The sequence below is a fragment of the Lentzea californiensis genome (genome assembly GCF_024648825.1).
In the GTDB taxonomy this organism is placed as follows: Bacteria; Actinomycetota; Actinomycetes; order Mycobacteriales; family Pseudonocardiaceae; genus Lentzea; species Lentzea californiensis.
On the sequence record NZ_JANBBE010000005.1, the window covers coordinates 254,883 to 271,709 of the forward strand.

Sequence of the window (16,827 nt, forward strand, 5' to 3'; positions counted from 1 at the left end):
GGTCTATCAGCGTGACTGACGACGGAGGGCCGACATATGGCCGAAGAAGGCGTCTTGGACGTGCTCGAGGCCGAGGCGATCCATGTGCTGCGCGAGGTCGCCGGGGCATTTCGCCGACCGGTGCTGTTGTACTCGATCGGCAAGGACTCCTCGGTGCTGCTGCATCTGGCGACCAAGGCGTTCGCGCCCGGCCGGATGCCGTTCCCCGTGCTGCACGTCGACACGGGCTGGAAGTTTCGCGAGATGATCGCCTTCCGGGACGACATAGCCAAGCGGCTGAGGCTCGACCTCAGGGTGCACACCAACCCGGAGGGCGCGACGCCGTTCACCCACGGCGCGCACGAGTACACACGGATCATGAAGACCGTCACACTGCGCCGGGCGCTCGACGAGAGCGGGTTCGACGCGGCGATCGGCGGAGCGCGGCGCGACGAGGAGCGCTCGCGGGCCAAGGAGAGGATCTTCTCGCTCCGCGAGCCCGGCCACCGCTGGGAGCCGCGCTCGCAGCGCCCAGAGTTCTGGAGGCGGGCGAACACCGAGCTGGCCGAGGGCCAGACGATGCGGGTGTTCCCGCTGTCGAACTGGACGGAGCTGGACATCTGGCGGTACATCCAGCGGGAGAACATCGCCGTGGTGCCGCTGTACTTCGCCGCACCACGCCCGGTCGTCGAACGGGAGGGATCGTTGATCATGGTGGACGACGATCGCTTCCCGCTGGAACCGGGCGAGCAACCGCAGCCGCGCCACGTGCGGTTCCGCACGCTCGGCTGCTACCCGCTGACCGCAGCCGTCGAGTCGAAGGCCGAGAACGTCGAAGAAGTCATCGACGAGATGCGGCTCGACCGGAGGTCCGAGCGTGCGGGCCGGCTCATCGACGGTGAGGGCGGCACGTCCATGGAGAGCAAGAAGTCGGAGGGTTACTTCTGATGGTTTCCGTGCTTCGAGTGGTGGCGTGCGGCTCGGTCGACGACGGCAAGTCCACCCTCATCGGCCGGCTGCTCGCCACTAGCGGCGGCGCCAACGAGGACGAGCTCGACTACGCGAGGCGAACCAGGCGCGGCGGGTCCACGATCCCGGCCGGAATGGTGGACTACTCGCTGCTGACCGACGGATTGGAGGCAGAGCACGAGCAGGGCATCACCATCGACGTCGCCTACCGCTTCCTGGACCTGCCGTCCGGGCGCCGGGTGATCATCGCCGACGCGCCGGGACACGAGCAGTACACCCGCAACATGGCGGTGGCGGCATCCACCGCGGACGTCGCCGTCCTGCTCGTGGACGCCACGAAGGGGGTGCGTGAACAGACCCACCGGCACCTGGCGATCTGCGCGCTGATGGGCGTGCGTTCCGTCATCGCGGTGGTCAACAAGCTCGACGGGGTGAACTACGACCAGAAGGTGTTCGAGAAGCTCGCGAGCGAGGTGCGGTCTGCGGCGGCCGGCCTCGAGGTGGCGGCGAGCGTGATACCGGCCAGCGCGCTCGACGGGGACAACGTCGTCGAACCGTCGCCGAACCTGCCCTGGTACGACGGGCAGACGCTGCTCGACGCGCTGGCGACCTGGGAGCTGAACAACCGGCCTCGAGGGGACGGCCAGGCGCAATCGGCCGCCCGGCCGCGATCGGACGGCGGCGGCTACCGGCTGCCCGTCCAGTACGTGATCCGGGCGGACCAGTTCCGCGGTTTCGCGGGCACGGTGGTCGGCGGCTCGGTCCGGGCGGGCAGCACCGTCGCGGTCGCAGCCAGCGGTGTGACGTCGAAGATCGACCGGCTGCTGGGCCCCGGCGGCGCCGCTCTCGACCGGGCAGACCCCGGCACCCCGGTGACGGTTACCCTGACCGACGACGTCGATGTCCGTCGCGGGGACCTGCTGACCACGTCGGACGCCCTCGACGACGGGCTGGCCCCGGCGACGGCGTGCTCCGCCACTCTGGTCTGGACCGCCGAGGAGCCACTGCGGCACGGCCGCTCCTACCTGATGCTGGTCGGGTCGCGGATCGTGCCCGCCGTGATCACCAGCGTGCGCGGCAGGCTGGACGTGGTGTCCGGCAAGCAGTACGCAGCCCGCACCCTCGACCTCAACGACATCGGCACGGTCGAGCTGACCACCGACAGCCCGGTTTGCCTGGAGAGCTACCGGGACTGCCGGGACACGGGCAGCTTCCTGCTCGTGGACCGGGTGAGCAAGGAGACCGTGGCGGCCGGCATGGTCCGGCACGCGCTGAGGCGGGGGCGCAACGTCGTTCCGCACGACTACACCGTCAACCGCGACGCCAGGCAGCGGTTGAAGGGGCAACAGGCCAAGGTGGTGTGGTTGACCGGTCTGCCGAGCTCCGGCAAGTCGACGATCGCCGACGCCCTGGAGCGGCGGCTGCACGCCTCGGGTCTGCACACCTACGTCCTGGACGGCGACAACGTTCGAAGCAGGCTGAACAAGGACCTCGGGTTCACCCCTCAGGACCGCGCGGAGAACGTGCGCCGGGTGGCCGAGGTGAGCCGCGTCCTGCTGGACGCCGGACTGATCGTGATCGTCGCGCTGGTCTCGCCGTTCCGAACGGACCGGGCGGTGGCCAAGGGGCTGTTCCAACCGGGCGACTTCGCCGAGGTCTGGGTGAACACGCCGATCGACGTGTGCACGAGCCGGGACACGAAGGGCCTGTACGCCAAGGCGAAGGCCGGCACCCTGCCGAATCTGACTGGTGTCGGCCAGAACTATGAGCCGCCGGAACACCCCGACCTGGTGATCGACGGCTCCGGTTCGCTCGACGAGGCGACGGAGCGGCTCTGCGCCTTGCTGACTGGTTGAGGCCCGTTCACCGAGGTCGACCACCGCATCAGGCCGGCACGGGGAAGAAAGCGCGGTCGTTCACGATCGGGGCGTGGCCGGCGAGGACTTCTCGTCGGCCACGCCCCGAAGTTCTGCTGCCACCATGGCCCCCGCCTCCGCCAGGCCCTTGCGTTCTACGTGCCGAGAAACGCGTCCGTGCAGGTCAGCAGGCATCGGTAGGACGACTCGCCGGCCCCGGACCCCGAAGGACACCGAATCAACGAATGTCGCCACTTGGCCGGCCGCTGGTGACAAGTAGCTCGCTCATGTGACAGATGAGGCGCCTCGTCACAGCGAGACGGCTGCTGGTCGATCACCGTGACGTCGGCGGCCTCCGCGAAAGCTGTCGACTAGTCGTCGAACGCAACGAGGCCCCCGCCGCGGCGGAGGCCTCGTTGACGGGCAAGACGTAGATCAGCCGGCACCTGCCCCCGGCGCCTCCGTGATGATGGGCTGTTCGACGGGCTGTCGTTTCGGTAGCCGTGTGCGCGGTCGTCCGATTGGAGGACTCCGACTTGAGGTAGCAACGCCAGAGCCGCGGCTCACCGGCGACGCCGCGTTCGAAACCGAGCTTGAGGTGGTGCTGGGCAACGCAATCAAGCTGGCCGCGTTGCGGGCACCGCTGGCCTTCTTGCCCCTGATCGCGTCGCTCAGCAGCCGGAATGATGCTGGTACAGGTTGGCCGTCTGGCGCCCACCTCGGACGCTCCCTTGGAGGACTGACCTCTCGACGGTTGCTGGAAGGGGTTTGTCGGCTATTGGGAGCACGCTCGGGAAGCAACGGGGAGCAGAACCACGCGTTGGACGTTCCAGTACGGTCCTGAACGAACTCGAACGGGCCCGTGCTGACCTGCAAGAGTCGCTTTTTCACAGGTCAGCGCGGGTCGGTGCGATAACTCTCGGCGTAGTAGTCGTCGGTGCTCTTGCGGTACGTGTCGTGGTCGTCCGCGTCGTACTCCGGAGCGTTCTTGATCTGCTCCTTCGTGCGGTCGACGTGGACCTTGCGTTCCGCGTGGTCCACGTGCCGCACGGTGCCGACCGGGAGCACGACCTTGCGGCCGAAGATCCACGGCCCGGTGTCGACCATCAGGCAGTCGTGCGGCACCTTGGCGTTGTCCTCGTCGATCTTGCCGATACCACCGTCGGTGGCCTCGACCTCGTAGCCGATCAGGCCGGTGTCGGGACGGTCCGCGAGGTTCTGGTCGTGGTCCGGTTCACCGGCCCACGACGGGTCGCGCCACACCCACGGGAGGAACGGGACGGGTTGCATGTCGGCCTCCTTCGGTCCGCCATGGGGTACCCCGCTAGACCCGGTCGAGGAACTTCTTCATCATGCCGATCTGCGCGGTGCGGGACTTGTCTATCCGGTCCGCGAGGTCCTTCACCTCCGGGTCGGCGCCACTGCCGGTCTCCCACCGCGCCATCTGCACGGCGTCGTCCTGGTGGGCGATCATGACGTTGAGCAGGCGCTGGTCGAACTCCGCGCCGCGCAACGCGGTCAGTCGCGCCACCTCCTCGGGATCGGACTGCCGCATGCCGCCGTGACCCGTGTGCGAGTCCGGCGGTGCCGTCAGCGGTTCACCCCACGACGTCAGCCAGCCCTTCATCGTGTCGGCCTCGGCCGCCTGGGTCTGCGCGATCGCGGCCGCCAGCACGCGCAGTTCCTCGTTCTGCGCCCGGTCGCGCGCGAGGGCGACCATCTCCACTCCCTGCTGGTGATGGGGCAGCATCATCTGCAGGAACATCACGTCCAGCGGATCGCCGCGCAACACGGCGTCCGGCTGCGTGGCCGCGCAGCCGGACACCACGAAGGCGAGCGCCAGCAAGAAGAACCGCATCAGAGGCGTCGCCACAGTGCGGGCGTGGCCGGCGGTTCCCAGCCGGAGATGGCGGTGTGCGCGAGCTGGCACTCGTAGTTCACACCGTTGTAGGTGACGCGGTTGCCGACCGAGTAGGTCGTGCCCGCGGCCCACGTCCCGCCCACCGGCGGCTGGGTCGTGGTGGTCGTGGTCGTCGGCGGCTGGGTCGTCGTGGTGGTGGTCGTCGGCGGGTTCGTGGTGCCGCCGCCGAAGTCGACGTCCGAGCACGTGTAGAACGCCTCGTTGCTGCCGACCACGCGCTGCCAGATCGAGTAGAGGACGTGACGTCCCGAGCGGTTCGGGATGGTCAGCGTCCAGTTCGTGAACGTGCTGGGGTTCTGGCCGTTGAACGTCTGGATGTGCACGAGGTCCGACCAGCGCAGCGGCTGCGTCGGGTTCCAGCCGTCCCTGGTGATGTAGAACTCGAAGTTGCTGTTCGAGTGGGGTGCCGACGCGTGGTACGTCACGGTCAGCGGTCCCGGCGAGACCCGTTTGGCGGGCCAGTCGGCGCGTTGCAGGTCGAGACCGCGGTACTTGTCGCGGCCCGCGCTGCAGAGCTTGCCGTCCGGGATGAGCTGGCGGTGGCGCCCGCCGGCCTCGAGCAACGAGACCTCGTTCCAGTCGTAGTACGCCTGCGTTCCTCCTGCGGCCACGGCCGCCTTGCAGGCGTCGGACTTCGGGGTCTCAGGACCCTCGTTCTTGCACGTGTAGACGCGGCTGGCCGGGTCGGACATCGTGCCGTGGGCGATCGCGGGCGTCGTGGGGACGATGAACGCGACGACGACCGCGGTGGTGGCGGAGAGACTCGCTAGGGCTAGCCGGGTACGTGTCTTCACAACGCCTCCTGGCAGGCGGAGGTGGCGACCACTTCCACGAGGGAGGTGGTGCGCGTGACGGGTCGGCGGCCCTGTTCACGAGTGTAAACAATTGGTTGAACCAGTCGCTTGGACCGATCGGACGAATCGACCTTCAGGTGGAAGAGAGCGCGTACGTCGTGCTCGACGCCCGTGACGTCCGGTCGTCCCGCGTGGGCGGCTCGATGGTCACGTTCGGGGTGTGCTGACCGAGTTCGACGGGGCGCTGGAACGACTCGCCGCCCACGGGGTCCGGCACGAGCCCGTCGAGACGTACTCCAACGGCGTGCGGCACGTCGAGGTGCTGGACCCGGACGGCAACAGCCTGTCGCTGGCGGCGCTGCCGCAGGTCCGGGCGGACGCCGCCAGATCGTCGTAGAGTCGGGAGATCAGCTGCTTCGAGACGGGACAGGCGCAGATGAGCGACGAGAACGTGCTGGGCCGCATCAACGAGCTGGTCGACGAGGAGCACAAGTTGCGCCAGCAGCTCGCGGCCGGGGAGATCTCCACCGACGAGGAGCACGCTCGGCTGCGCTCCCTGGAAGAAGCTCTCGACCAGTGCTGGGACCTGCTGCGGCGGCGCCGTTCGGCCCGCTCGCAGGGCGAGAACGCCGAGGACGTCCCCGCCCGCTCGGTCGGCGAGGTCGAGGGCTACCTGCAGTAAATCAGTCCCTGCCGTCGCGGAAGATGACCCAGCGCATCACGCTGTACATGAACGCGGCCTCACACGCGCCGGCGACGATCCGGGACAGGTGGTACTGCAGGCCGATCTCGGTCAGCGCGCTGCCGACGCCGAGGATGAACGCCAGGTAGTTGATCGTGATCGCGACGGCGTACAGGCCCGCCTGCGGCCCGACCGGCGCGTGCGAGCGGAAGTTCAGCGCCCGGTTGAGCACGAAGCTCAGGCCGAACGCGAGCACGTAGGCGATCGTGAACGCGAGCGGCACCGGCAGGCCGAGGCCGCTGCGGAACGCGGTGAGCAGCAGCAGGTCGACGCCGAACGTGAACCCGTTGATCAGGGCGAACCCGAGCAGGCTCGGCGCCACGACGCGGGACAGGCCGAACGGCAGCCGCCTCACCACGACTTCCATCAGGTCGTGGAACCTCGTGCCGAGGTCTTGGTCGTTCATCGTGGGCGTCCCGCCGGTCATGGTCACGACAGTGCCACGACCGGGAGGGACGAATACGACGAAACGGCCCATGATCGACAGGCCGTCCACAGGAGTTCAGCGGGCGTTCAGGTGGTTGAACCGCCGCCAGCGCGTGGGGCTCATCCCGTGCAGCTTGCCGAACGTCCGCGCGAAGTAGCCCGCGTCCGAGAAGCCCACCTGCCGCCCGATGTCGCCGACCGGCAGTTCCGTGACGGCCAGCAGTCGCCGCGCCTGGACCATCCGGCGCTCGGTGATCCACTCCTGCACGGTGCGGCCGGTCCGCCTGCGCACCGTCGAGGTCAGGTGGCCGGGGGAGATGCTGACCGCGGCGGCGACCTCGCGCAGCGACAACGGCTCCGGGTAGCGCCGTTCGATCACGTCGAACACCTCGGCCAGCAGCGGTTCGGCGTTCTCGCGCAGGTCGCCGACGACATCCGCGGCGAGCCTCGACACCGCGACCAGCAGCAGCGTCAGGTGCGCGGACACGGCTTCCCGGTAGCCGTCGCGGCGGTGCCGGAGCTCTTCGTGCAGCGCCTCGATGCGAGCGGTCCACTCGGCGCGGTGGTCCTCGGGCACCTTGAGCCGCAACGCGCCGGTCGCGCGGCCGTGGACGAACGGGAACAGCAGCGGGTGCGTGCGCCATGCCAGGTGTGCGCCGGGAGTCTCGGGGCCGAGCGCGTCGGCGGTGAAGAAGACGCCCCAGCCGCGGGCACCGAGGAGGTCGTCGCTGCGGGTCTGGCCCATCACGTCGCCGGGCGCGATGACGAACAGGTCGCCGGCCTCGACCTGCCTGACCTGCCGGCCGTGGCGGACCACGCCGCCCGCCGTCTCGAAGTAGGCCAGGCCTGGGAAGTCGTGGGAGTGGGCCTCGTGCGAGCCGTCGAAGTCCGCGCCGTGGCCGAGCGCGAGAGCCGCCACGGACAGCTCGCCGGGAGCCGGTCGCCACGCGTACTGCGCGGGCTCGTCGCCCTGGAGGGGTGTCCGCTGGGTTCGCACCGTCAAATCGTCCCATTCAAACCGTGGATCGGCACAGAAATACTGCCCTGGCAGCAGTCAGAATCACAGCATGACCGAAGTATCGTCCCAGGAGCGGGACTACCTGCCAGGAATGGGCAAGCACTTCCTCCTGCCCCTCTACGAAGTGGTGCACCTGGTGTCCGGGCTCGCCGGCGTGCACGACGAGATGGTCACGTCGGCCGGGCTGCGTGGCGGGCAGCGCGTGCTGGACGTCGGCTGTGGCACTGGAAACCTGTTGCGGGCCAGCGGAAGGCGCCACCGGGACGTCGAACTGTTCGGCGTCGACCCCGACCTGAAGATGCTGGCGCGGGCGGAGCGCAAACTGCGCCGTGCGGGGCTGCGGGCGAAGCTGGACAAGGGGTTCGCGCAGGAGCTTGCGTTCCCGGACGCCTCGTTCGACGTCGTGTTCTCCAGCCTGATGCTGCACCACCTCGACACCCCGTCGAAGGACGAGATGCTCACCGAGGTCCGGCGCGTGCTGCGGCCCGGCGGGGTGCTGGTGCTCGCCGACGCCGTGTTCCACGACCACGGGGCGGCGAAGGACCACCTGCGCGACAACGTCGGCGACGCCGTGCCGAAGCGGATCGCGGCGGCCGGGTTCACCACCGAGCCGACCAGGATGCGGAAGCTGCGGATGTTCGGCACAGTGGGGATCGAGGTCGCGAAGGTCCACTAGGGACACGTCCATCGCCGACCGATTGACTGCGCACGATGTTTCTTTGCTACCAACAAGTTCAATCGATTGCGAACTTGCCGGTTACCGTCGTGGGAGCGCGTCCTCCCATCTAGGCTGCGCGCCGTGACAGATGCGACGGGAAGTCTGGTGGCGCAGCGCTACCGGCTCGTTCAGGTGATCGGCACCGGCGGTATGGGCCGGGTGTGGCTCGGCCGTGACGAGGTCATCGGCCGTGAGGTGGCCATCAAGGAGCTGCTGCTGCCCGCCGGGCTCGACGCGCAGCAGCGGGCGTTGCTGTGCCAGCGCGCCATGCGCGAGGCGCAGCTCGCCGGTCAGCTCAACCACCCCGGCATCGTCACCGTGCACGACGTGGTCGAGTACAACGGCACCCCGATGATCGTGATGGAGTTCGTCCGCGGCGGGTCGCTGTCCGACGCCATCCGGTCGCGGGGCGCGCTGCCCCCGGACCAGGTCGCCTACGTCGCCACGTCGATGCTGAGCGCGCTGCGGGTGGCGCACCAGGCGGGGATCGTGCACCGCGATCTCAAGCCCGCCAACGTGTTGCTGTCCGGCGACCGGGTCGTGATCACCGACTTCGGCATCGCCAGGCTCACCGGCGACGTCCCGCTGACCACGGACGGCTCCATCGTCGGCACGCCCGCGTACATGGCGCCCGAGCAGGGCACCGGCGCGCCGATCAGCCCGGCGACGGACATGTGGTCGCTCGGCGCGACCCTCTACGCCGCCGTCGAGGGCAGGCCCCCGTACCAGGGCCAGGACTTCATGACGACCCTCTCGATGCTGCTCACCCAAGAACCGCCGCCCCCGCAGCGCGCAGGGCACCTCACGTCGCTGCTCGGCGGGCTGCTGCGCAAGAACCCCGCCGACCGAGCCACCGTCGACCAGGCACTCGCGATGCTCGCCGGCGTACCCGTCGTGCTGCCCGTCAAGGCGAAGCCCGGCGTCAGCAGGCGCACGGCGCTGCTGGCCGGCGTCGGCGCGGTCGTGGCGGTCGGCGGCGGCACCGCGTGGTGGCTCGGTACCAGGAACAACGACGGTGAGGGGGCGCAGCTGCCGTCCACCGGCGACAACAAGGCGGCCTCGAACAAGGAGGGCGGCTCCGAGCAGTCGACGACTTCGCCGGTGACCGAGCCGGGCCGGCCGGAGGAGTTCACCGAGCACGTCCAGCTGGTCGACCACAAGGCATCGGTGTCGTCGGTCGCGTGGAGCCCGGACGGCAGGATCCTCGCCAGCGCCGAGGACGGCCTGGGCGACGGAGGTGCCCTCGTCCGCATCTGGGACGCCACGACGAACAAGCTCATCGGCACCGTCCAGAACCCGGACGGCCCCGGCGGCGCCTCGGCGTGCGCGGTTGCGATCAGCCCGGACGGCAAGGTCCTCGCGGCGGGCGGCAACCGCACCGGCGACTTCACCACGTACCTGTGGAACATCGCCGACCGCTCGATGATCGGCGGCCTGGACGACAGCCGTTCCATCATGAAGACCCTCCGCTTCCACCCGGACGGCAAGACGCTCGTCGGCGTCACCCACACCGGCCGCCTGCTGGTCTGGGACGTGGCGACGCGCAAGGTCAAGATCGGCCTGACCGAGGCGCGGGGCAGCAGCGACCTGTCGTTCAGCCCGGACGGTGAGCTGCTGGCCTACGCGGGCACCAAGTACCAGGAGATCAAGATCGTCGACCCCGCGACGGGCAAGACGGTCAAGACCATCAACGACTCGACCGGCGACGGCGGCTCGTTCTCGCCCGACGGCAAGAGCCTCGCGGTCGTCGACGGCGACGGCGAGAACAGCATGCAGCTCTGGGACGTGGCGTCCGGCCAGAGCAAGGCGGTGTTCCAGCGCGCCGACGACGACCTCACCCTCTCGAGCGCGCTGTTCCACCCCAACGGCAGAACGGTCGCGACCTGGGGGCAGGGCAACTTCGTCCAGCTGTGGGACGTGGCGTCCAAGAAGGTCCGCGCCACGGTGATCGGAGCGGGCGGCCGGATCCAGACGGTGGCGTTCTCGCCCGACGGCAAGCGGATCGCGGCCGGTGGCGACGACAAGTCCGTCCGGATCTGGCAGATCTAGGCGGTCAGACGGGATCGGTGAACGAGACCGGCTTGCCGGTGGCGCGGGCGTGGGCGATCTCCCGGCTCGTGGACTCGCCGACGTACCCGCCGTGATTGACGACCAGAACCCGGTCGGCCAGGTCGATCTTGCGCAGGTGGAGGGCGCCCAGCGCGGTCCTCTGCTCGTCCGTGATCACCCCGTCCGTCTCGGCCGGCGCGATGACGATGACACCTGCCAAGGTCAGATCACGGTTCGCCGCACGCATCTCGGCCCCGAACCTGGTGGAGCCGCAGATGCAGACGATCTCAGGTCGGTCGCGCACGGCTCACCGGCTTTCCTCGGCAACACGGTCTACAGGCCTTCCAGCTCGAACACGTCGATGCCGTGACTTTCCAGCGTGTCCGCGAACGCCTCGATGACGTTGTCGAGAATCCACTCGCAGCGGGCCCGCATGACCGCGCCGTCCGGCGTCCTGAACGCGGGGATGGTCGCGGTGAGCCGGGCGGCCGTCGGCCACTCGTTGTCGTACTGCCACAGTTCCGCGGCCGGGGTCAGGAAGATTCCTGCCTCCTTGAACACGCCGGGGTGGGTGGCGCTCGGGGTCCTGGCGGCCAGCACGAGCCACCCGGACGCGATCCGCACCTGCTGGCCGCCGACGGTGTCGTGCAGCGTGTGCTCGGCAGGAATCTGGTGGTTCGTCAGCAGGAGCACGACCTTGCGCGCCCATTCGGAGATGGTCGCGGACCTCGTGGCCCACGTCTCGGCGGCTTCCTCGTCGTCGAGCTTGCGTTGCTTCATGAACGTCACGAGATCATCCATGATCGGTGAACATAGCGTCATCGTCCCGACACAGACGGCGCGATCGCCGGAAACGCGGGGTTCCTAGCGTCGAGGTTCATGACCCTTGAAGAGGTTGCGGAGCGCGCTCCGGCTCCCGTGGCGTCCAAAGAGACGCTCGAGGACTACACCCTTCGGTTCGCGCCCAGGACGTACCGGCGCTGGACGCCCGCCGTCGTCGGGGCGTCCGCGCTGGGCGGCATCGCCTACATGGCGGACTTCTCGATCGGCGCGGGCATCGGCCTCGCGCACGGTACGGGCAACGCGTTGCTGGCCATCGGCTTCGCGGCGATCGTCATCTTCGTGACCGGGTTCCCGCTGGCCTACTACGCGGCGCGGTACAACATCGACCTCGACCTGATCACCCGTGGTTCCGGCTTCGGCTACTACGGTTCGGTGATCACCAGCGTGATCTTCGCGAGCTTCACCTTCATCTTCTTCGCGCTCGAGGGCTCGATCATGGCGCAGGGCCTGCGGTACGCGCTGGGCCTGCCGCTGTGGCTGGGGTACCTCACGTCGACACTGGTGATCATCCCGCTGGTGATCTACGGGATGAGGGTGCTCGCGAAGCTGCAGAGCTGGACGAACCCCTTGTGGCTGCTGCTGATGGTGGCGCCGCTGCTCTACCTGGTGATCGCGGACCCTGACTCGGTGGGTCGCTGGCTCGCGTACGGCGACACCGGCGTGAACACCGCGTCGGTCATGCTCGGCGCGGGCGTCTGCCTGTCGTTGATGGGGCAGATCGGCGAGCAGATCGACTACCTGCGGTTCATGCCGCCGCGCACCGCCGAGAACCGCAGGGCGTGGTGGACGTCGATGATCATGGCCGGCCCCGGCTGGGTGGTGTTCGGAGCGCTCAAGCAGGCGATCGGCGCGTTCATGGCGATCTACGTGCTCGACGCGGTCGGCAAGGTCGCCGCGGTGGAACCGATCGAGCAGTTCACCGGGGTGTTCAAGCAGTTCATGCCGCCGTGGCTGGTGGTGCCGCTGGCGCTGGTGCTCGTGGTGCTGAGCCAGGTGAAGATCAACGTCACGAACGCCTACTCGGGCTCGCTGGCGTGGACGAACTCCTTCACCCGCGTCACCAAGCACTACCCGGGGCGGCTGGTGTTCGTGCTGGTCAACCTCGCGATCGCGCTGGTGCTGATGGAAGCGGACATGTTCAGCTTCCTCAACAACCTGCTCAGCTTCTACTCGAACTGCGCGATGGCGTGGGTCGTCACGGTCGCCGCCGACATCGCGATCAACAAATACCTGCTGAAGCTCTCGCCCAAGCAGCCGGAGTTCCGCCGCGGCATGCTGTTCGCGGTGAACCCGGTGGGCGTCGGGTCGTTCCTCGCCTCGTCGATCCTGTCCATCTCGGTCTACTTCGGACTGTTCGGCGCGGTGGTCCAGCCGTACTCGCCGCTGGTCGCGGTCGGCATCCCGATCGTGCTGACGCCGTTGCTCGCGGTTCTCACGCGCGGCCGGTTCTACCTGCGCCGCACCGACGACGGCATCGCGGAGCCGATGCTCGACGAGGACGGCAACCCGAGCGCGACGCGGTACGACTGCGTGGTGTGCGGGGAGTCGTACGAGCGGCCGGACATGACGGCCAGCGCGCTCGGCGGTGAGATCTGCTCGCTGTGCCTGAGCACCGATCGTGAGGGGCGCCACGTGCTTCCCGCCTCCTGACCGGCGTGGCTGCGCGGGCGAGGTCCGTTCCGATCAGACAAACTGCACGTCATGCAGGAATGGGCCTTGCTCGCCGTCGCGGCCGTGCTGATCATCGTGGTGGTGTCGTACGTGGCGCCCAAACTGGGCGTGGCCGCACCCGTGCTGCTCGTGCTCGTCGGCATGGGCTGCAGTCAGCTGCCGGGCGCACCGCACCTGTTCGTCGAACCGGAGTGGATCCTGGTGGTCGTGCTGCCGCCGATCCTGTACTCGGCGGCGGTGAACGTGCCGGTGGTCGACTTCAGACGCAACTTCGCGACCATCGGCGCGCTGTCGGTGCTGCTCGTGGTCGTGTCGGCGTTCGGCACCGGCCTGCTGATCTGGTGGCTGCTGCCGGAGATCGGGTTCGCCGCCGCGCTCGCACTCGGCGCCGTGATCAGCCCGCCGGACGCGGTCGCCGCCACGTCGATCGGCAAGAAGCTCGGCCTGCCGCCCCGCCTCGTCACGATCCTCGAAGGCGAAGGACTGGTCAACGACGCGACCGCGCTCGTGCTGCTGCGCACGGCCATCGTCGCGATCACCGCCAGCGTGTCGTTCGGCAGCGCGCTGGGCGACTTCGCCTACGCCGTTTCGGCAGGCGTCGCGATCGGTGCCGCCGTCGGCGCCGTGTCGGTGTGGGCGCGGGCGCGGATCCAGGGCCAGCCGGTGCTCACGACCGCGATCTCGTACGTGGTGCCGTTCCTGGCGTTCATCCCGGCCGAGGAGGTGCACGCGTCCGGCGTGATCGCCGTGGTCGTGGCCGGGCTGATCACCGGCCACCAGAGCGCGCGCAGGTTCACCGCGCACGACCGCATCTCCGAACGCACGAACTGGCGCACCATCCAGCTGCTGCTGGAGAACGGCGTCTTCCTGCTGATGGGCTTCGAGCTCACGTCGGTCATCGGTGCCGTGGCGGACGACGAGGTCGCGCGGGCGCTCGTGCTCGGCGCGCTGGCCACGGTGGCGCTGGTCGTGCTGCGCGTGGCGTTCACCATCCCGGTGATCGCCCTGCTGCGCCGCCAGCAACGCCGCGCGGACGCGTTCACCGGCAAGCTGGAGTCCTTCGTGGACCGCTTCACCGCGCGCGGCCCCCAGCCCGGCGAGGAGAAGCGGTACGACCGCGGAATCCGGATGCTGCAACGCAAACAGGCCGACGTGGCGTTCTACGCGAGCGAAGGTCTCAGCTGGCGCGGCGGCGCGGTGCTCGCCTGGTCGGGCATGCGCGGCGTGGTGACGGTGGCGGCGGCGCAGACGCTGCCCGAGGACCTGCCGTACCGCTCCGAGCTGATCCTCATCGCCTTCACCGTCGCGATCCTCACGCTCGTCGTGCAGGGAGGCACGTTGCCGCTGGTGATCAGGTGGCTGGGCATCCGCGGCAACGACGAGGACCACGAACGCCGCGAGTACGCCCGGCTGGCGGGCGAACTGGTGACGGCGAGCCGCACGCTGCTGGAGAGCTCGACGCTGTGCCGCGAGAACGGGGAGCCGTTCGACGAGCACCTGCTGGAGCAGACCCTCGAACGGATCGTCGCGATGAGCGAGGGCATCGAGAAGAAGCTCACCGAGCAGAACCCGGACATGTCGATGCACCAACGCTTCGAGCTGCAGCGGATGATGGCGGACGCGCAGCAGAACGCCCTGCTGGACGCGCGCGCCAGCGGCACGTACGCCTCGCACACCCTGGAGAAGGCCCAGAACTTCGTCGACAGTCAGAGCACCCGGTTCATCTGACTTCCACACCGGCGGATACCCCGGCGTTCACGCCGTGGAGGAGCCGCTCTGTCCGTAGGGGTGGACGGGACGTCACACGGTGGGCCGCTAACATGTGAGCACGGCGGAGCGGGTGGTGAAGCGGGCGTTCAAATACCGCTTCTACCCGTCCGAGCAGCAGGCAGCCGAGCTGTCCCGGACGTTCGGGTGCGTGCGACTGGTCTGCAACCGGGCGCTGCAAGCCCGTACGGCCGCCTGGTACGGCGAGCAACGCCGGGTGTCCTACGTGCAGTCGTCGGCCATGTTGACCGAGTGGAAGCAAGATCCCGGGTCGGCGTTCCTGACCGAGGTGTCCTCGGTTCCGCTGCAACAGAGCCTTCGGCACCTGCAAGGCGCGTTCGTCGCGTTCTGGGACAAGCGGGCGAGGTACCCGAGGTTCAAGTCCAAGCGCAGGTCCCGTGCGTCCGCGGAGTACACCCGATCGGCGTTCCGGTGGCGTGACGGGACGATCATCTTGGCGAAGATGGCCGAACCTCTCGACATCCGTTGGTCCCGGCCGCTGCCCGAAGGCGCTGAGCCGAGCATGGTCACGGTGTCCCGGGATGCGGCGAACCGCTGGCACGTCAGTGTCCTCGTCGACACCACCGTGCACGACGGGCCCACGTCCGATCAGGTGGTCGGGCTCGACGCCGGCATCGCCAGCCTCGTCACCCTCTCCACCGGGGAGAAGGTGACGAACCCTCGCCACGAGCGGCGGGACCGGGAGCGGCTCGCCGTGGCCCAGCGGCGACTGGCCCGGAAGATGAAGGGTTCCAGCAACAGGGCGAAGGCGCGCGTCAAGGTGGCGCGGGTGCACGCCCGAATCGCAGACCGTCGCAGCGATGGTCTGCACAAGCTGAGTACGCGTCTCGTCCGTGAGAACCAAACGGTCGTGATCGAGGACCTCGGCGTGCGCAACATGGTTCGCAACCACAGCCTTGCCCGTGCGATCAGCGACGCCGCCTGGTCGGAACTGCGGACCATGCTGACCTGCAAATGCCAGTGGTACGGCCGCGAGTTGGTCGTGATCGATCGCTGGTACCCGAGTTCGAAGGTGTGCTCCGCGTGCGGAGCGCTCCAGGGCACAATGCCGCTCGGTATCCGGGAGTGGACGTGCCGTTGCGGAACCGTTCACGACCGGGATGTCAACGCGGCGATCAACATACGAGCGGCCGGGCTGGCCGTGCTCGCCTGTGGAGATGGTGTCAGACCAGCTCGTGCGCAAGCACGAGAAGGCGACTGTCGCTGAAGCAGGAAGCCTCCCGGGCGACCGGGAGAATCCCCGTCCTTCAGGGCGGGGAGTAGTCAAGTGATCAGAACGGGTTGCCGCTGACCCGCGCCTCCACGTCCACGCTGTTGCGAGGCGAGGCGCCGAGCGTCAGCCGCGAGACGATCCGGTACCGGTCCCCGCGGTAGATCGAGTGCACGTACTCGACCTGCCGGCCCTCGGCGTCCGTGGTCAGCCGCTCGAACAGCAAAGCCGGTGCCAGCACGGGAACTCCGAGCAGCGAGGCCTCGGAGTCGTTCACCACCGTGGGCTCGATCGACTGCACGGCCTCGGAAACGTGGACCCCGTGCTCGCGCAGCCGGTCGTAGAAGTCACCGGACTCCATGTCGTGCAACGTCAACGCGGGCGCGACCAGTGCGGGCACGTGCAGGTGCTCCAACGCCATCGGCTCGCCGTCGACCAGGCGCAGGCGGGCGATGTAGTGGATGTCGGCCGCGGGGGAGAGGTGCAGGCGGCGGCCTACTCTGGCGCCGGCGGGGATGCGGGCGTGTTCGAGCACGCGCGACGACCACGTGCCGCCGGCCTGGGGCAGGGACATGGAACCCGTGTCGGAGACCATCTCCTGGGTGATCTTGGCGCGTGCCACGAAGGTGCCCCGGCCGTGCTGGCGGACGAGCAGGCCGGTGTTGACCAGTTCCTCCACCGCCGAGCGGACGGTGGGGCGCGAGACCGAGAGCCGCTGGCACAGCACGCGTTCTGCCGGGATCGGGGCGCCGGCGGGGTGGGTCTCGATGAGCTCGAGCAGGTAGTCGCGGACCTGCTCGCGCTTGAGGATCGCTTCGGCCATGCCCCTCCGCTCGGTCGGCA

At 68.9% G+C, this 16,827-nt stretch carries 17 protein-coding genes; 9 read left to right on the forward strand and 8 right to left on the reverse strand.

Features of this window, described 5'->3' with window-relative positions:
- Positions 1-36 precede the first annotated feature (36 nt).
- Positions 37-927, forward strand: a complete 891-nt coding sequence (cysD, locus tag LX88_RS20710) for a sulfate adenylyltransferase subunit CysD (RefSeq protein WP_258949431.1) — start codon at positions 37-39, stop codon at positions 925-927.
- Positions 927-2,804 carry an adenylyl-sulfate kinase gene (gene cysC / locus LX88_RS20715; protein WP_258949432.1) on the forward strand — a complete coding sequence of 626 codons (1,878 nt, stop codon included), beginning with the start codon at positions 927-929 and terminating at the stop codon, positions 2,802-2,804. Before cysD ends, cysC begins: the two co-directional genes overlap by 1 nt.
- Before the next feature lie 894 nt (positions 2,805-3,698).
- Here cysC and LX88_RS20720 read toward each other — a convergent pair.
- The 3 genes from LX88_RS20720 to LX88_RS20730 are packed head-to-tail and all read right to left on the reverse strand — an operon-like array spanning position 3,699 to position 5,519.
- Positions 3,699-4,094 (reverse strand): PRC-barrel domain containing protein, encoded by a 396-nt coding sequence (locus LX88_RS20720; RefSeq protein ID WP_258949433.1) that lies wholly within the window; start codon positions 4,092-4,094, stop codon positions 3,699-3,701.
- A 34-nt stretch (positions 4,095-4,128) separates the two neighbouring features.
- Entirely contained in the window at positions 4,129-4,662 is a 534-nt protein-coding gene (locus tag LX88_RS20725; RefSeq protein ID WP_258949434.1) for a DUF305 domain-containing protein, read from the reverse strand.
- The gene (locus LX88_RS20730) at positions 4,662-5,519 is read right to left on the reverse strand and encodes a lytic polysaccharide monooxygenase (RefSeq protein ID WP_258949435.1); all 858 of its coding nucleotides are present in this window, start codon (positions 5,517-5,519) and stop codon (positions 4,662-4,664) included. Before LX88_RS20730 ends, LX88_RS20725 begins: the two co-directional genes overlap by 1 nt.
- Positions 5,520-5,739: 220 nt before the next feature.
- Here LX88_RS20730 and LX88_RS20735 point away from each other — a divergent pair, with 220 nt between their 5' ends.
- Together LX88_RS20735 and LX88_RS20740 are read left to right on the forward strand one after the other, a co-directional pair.
- Positions 5,740-5,916 carry a VOC family protein gene (locus LX88_RS20735; protein WP_258949436.1) on the forward strand — a complete coding sequence of 59 codons (177 nt, stop codon included), beginning with the start codon at positions 5,740-5,742 and terminating at the stop codon, positions 5,914-5,916.
- Positions 5,917-5,955: 39 nt separating this feature from the next.
- The gene (locus LX88_RS20740) at positions 5,956-6,201 is read left to right on the forward strand and encodes a DUF2630 family protein (RefSeq protein ID WP_258949437.1); all 246 of its coding nucleotides are present in this window, start codon (positions 5,956-5,958) and stop codon (positions 6,199-6,201) included.
- A gap of 1 nt (position 6,202) precedes the next feature.
- Here the strand turns inward: LX88_RS20740 and LX88_RS20745 are convergent, their stop codons facing one another.
- Positions 6,203-6,667: a GtrA family protein gene (locus LX88_RS20745; RefSeq protein ID WP_258949438.1), complete on the reverse strand. Its 465-nt coding sequence runs from the start codon at positions 6,665-6,667 to the stop codon at positions 6,203-6,205.
- Between the two features lie 96 nt (positions 6,668-6,763).
- Positions 6,764-7,684: an AraC family transcriptional regulator gene (locus tag LX88_RS20750; RefSeq protein WP_258949439.1), complete on the reverse strand. Its 921-nt coding sequence runs from the start codon at positions 7,682-7,684 to the stop codon at positions 6,764-6,766.
- Positions 7,685-7,754: 70 nt separating this feature from the next.
- Here LX88_RS20750 and LX88_RS20755 point away from each other — a divergent pair, with 70 nt between their 5' ends.
- A complete protein-coding gene (locus LX88_RS20755) occupies positions 7,755-8,381 on the forward strand; it encodes a class I SAM-dependent methyltransferase (RefSeq protein ID WP_258949440.1) in 627 nt (208 codons plus the stop codon).
- A 123-nt stretch (positions 8,382-8,504) separates the two neighbouring features.
- On the forward strand, positions 8,505-10,472 hold the full coding sequence (locus LX88_RS20760) for a WD40 repeat domain-containing serine/threonine protein kinase (protein WP_258949441.1): 1,968 nt from the start codon (positions 8,505-8,507) through the stop codon (positions 10,470-10,472).
- Between the two features lie 4 nt (positions 10,473-10,476).
- Here LX88_RS20760 and LX88_RS20765 read toward each other — a convergent pair whose 3' ends face one another.
- Together LX88_RS20765 and LX88_RS20770 are read right to left on the reverse strand one after the other, a co-directional pair.
- The gene (locus tag LX88_RS20765; RefSeq protein WP_258949442.1) at positions 10,477-10,776 is read right to left on the reverse strand and encodes a hypothetical protein; all 300 of its coding nucleotides are present in this window, start codon (positions 10,774-10,776) and stop codon (positions 10,477-10,479) included.
- 29 nt (positions 10,777-10,805) lie between these two features.
- The gene (locus LX88_RS20770; RefSeq protein ID WP_258949443.1) at positions 10,806-11,273 is read right to left on the reverse strand and encodes a hypothetical protein; all 468 of its coding nucleotides are present in this window, start codon (positions 11,271-11,273) and stop codon (positions 10,806-10,808) included.
- Between the two features lie 78 nt (positions 11,274-11,351).
- Between LX88_RS20770 and LX88_RS20775 the strand changes: the two genes are divergently transcribed.
- The 3 genes from LX88_RS20775 (at position 11,352) to LX88_RS20785 (ending at position 15,981) form a co-directional block, all read left to right on the forward strand.
- Complete coding sequence (locus LX88_RS20775) at positions 11,352-12,965, forward strand: purine-cytosine permease family protein (protein ID WP_258949444.1); 1,614 nt, start codon at positions 11,352-11,354, stop codon at positions 12,963-12,965.
- 51 nt (positions 12,966-13,016) lie between these two features.
- Positions 13,017-14,714, forward strand: coding sequence for a cation:proton antiporter (locus LX88_RS20780; protein WP_258949445.1), 1,698 nt, complete (start codon positions 13,017-13,019; stop codon positions 14,712-14,714).
- Positions 14,715-14,808: 94 nt separating this feature from the next.
- Positions 14,809-15,981 (forward strand): RNA-guided endonuclease InsQ/TnpB family protein, encoded by a 1,173-nt coding sequence (locus tag LX88_RS20785; RefSeq protein WP_258949446.1) that lies wholly within the window; start codon positions 14,809-14,811, stop codon positions 15,979-15,981.
- 64 nt (positions 15,982-16,045) lie between these two features.
- Here the strand turns inward: LX88_RS20785 and LX88_RS20790 are convergent, their stop codons facing one another.
- Entirely contained in the window at positions 16,046-16,807 is a 762-nt protein-coding gene (locus LX88_RS20790) for a GntR family transcriptional regulator (protein ID WP_258949447.1), read from the reverse strand.
- Positions 16,808-16,827 lie beyond the last annotated feature (20 nt).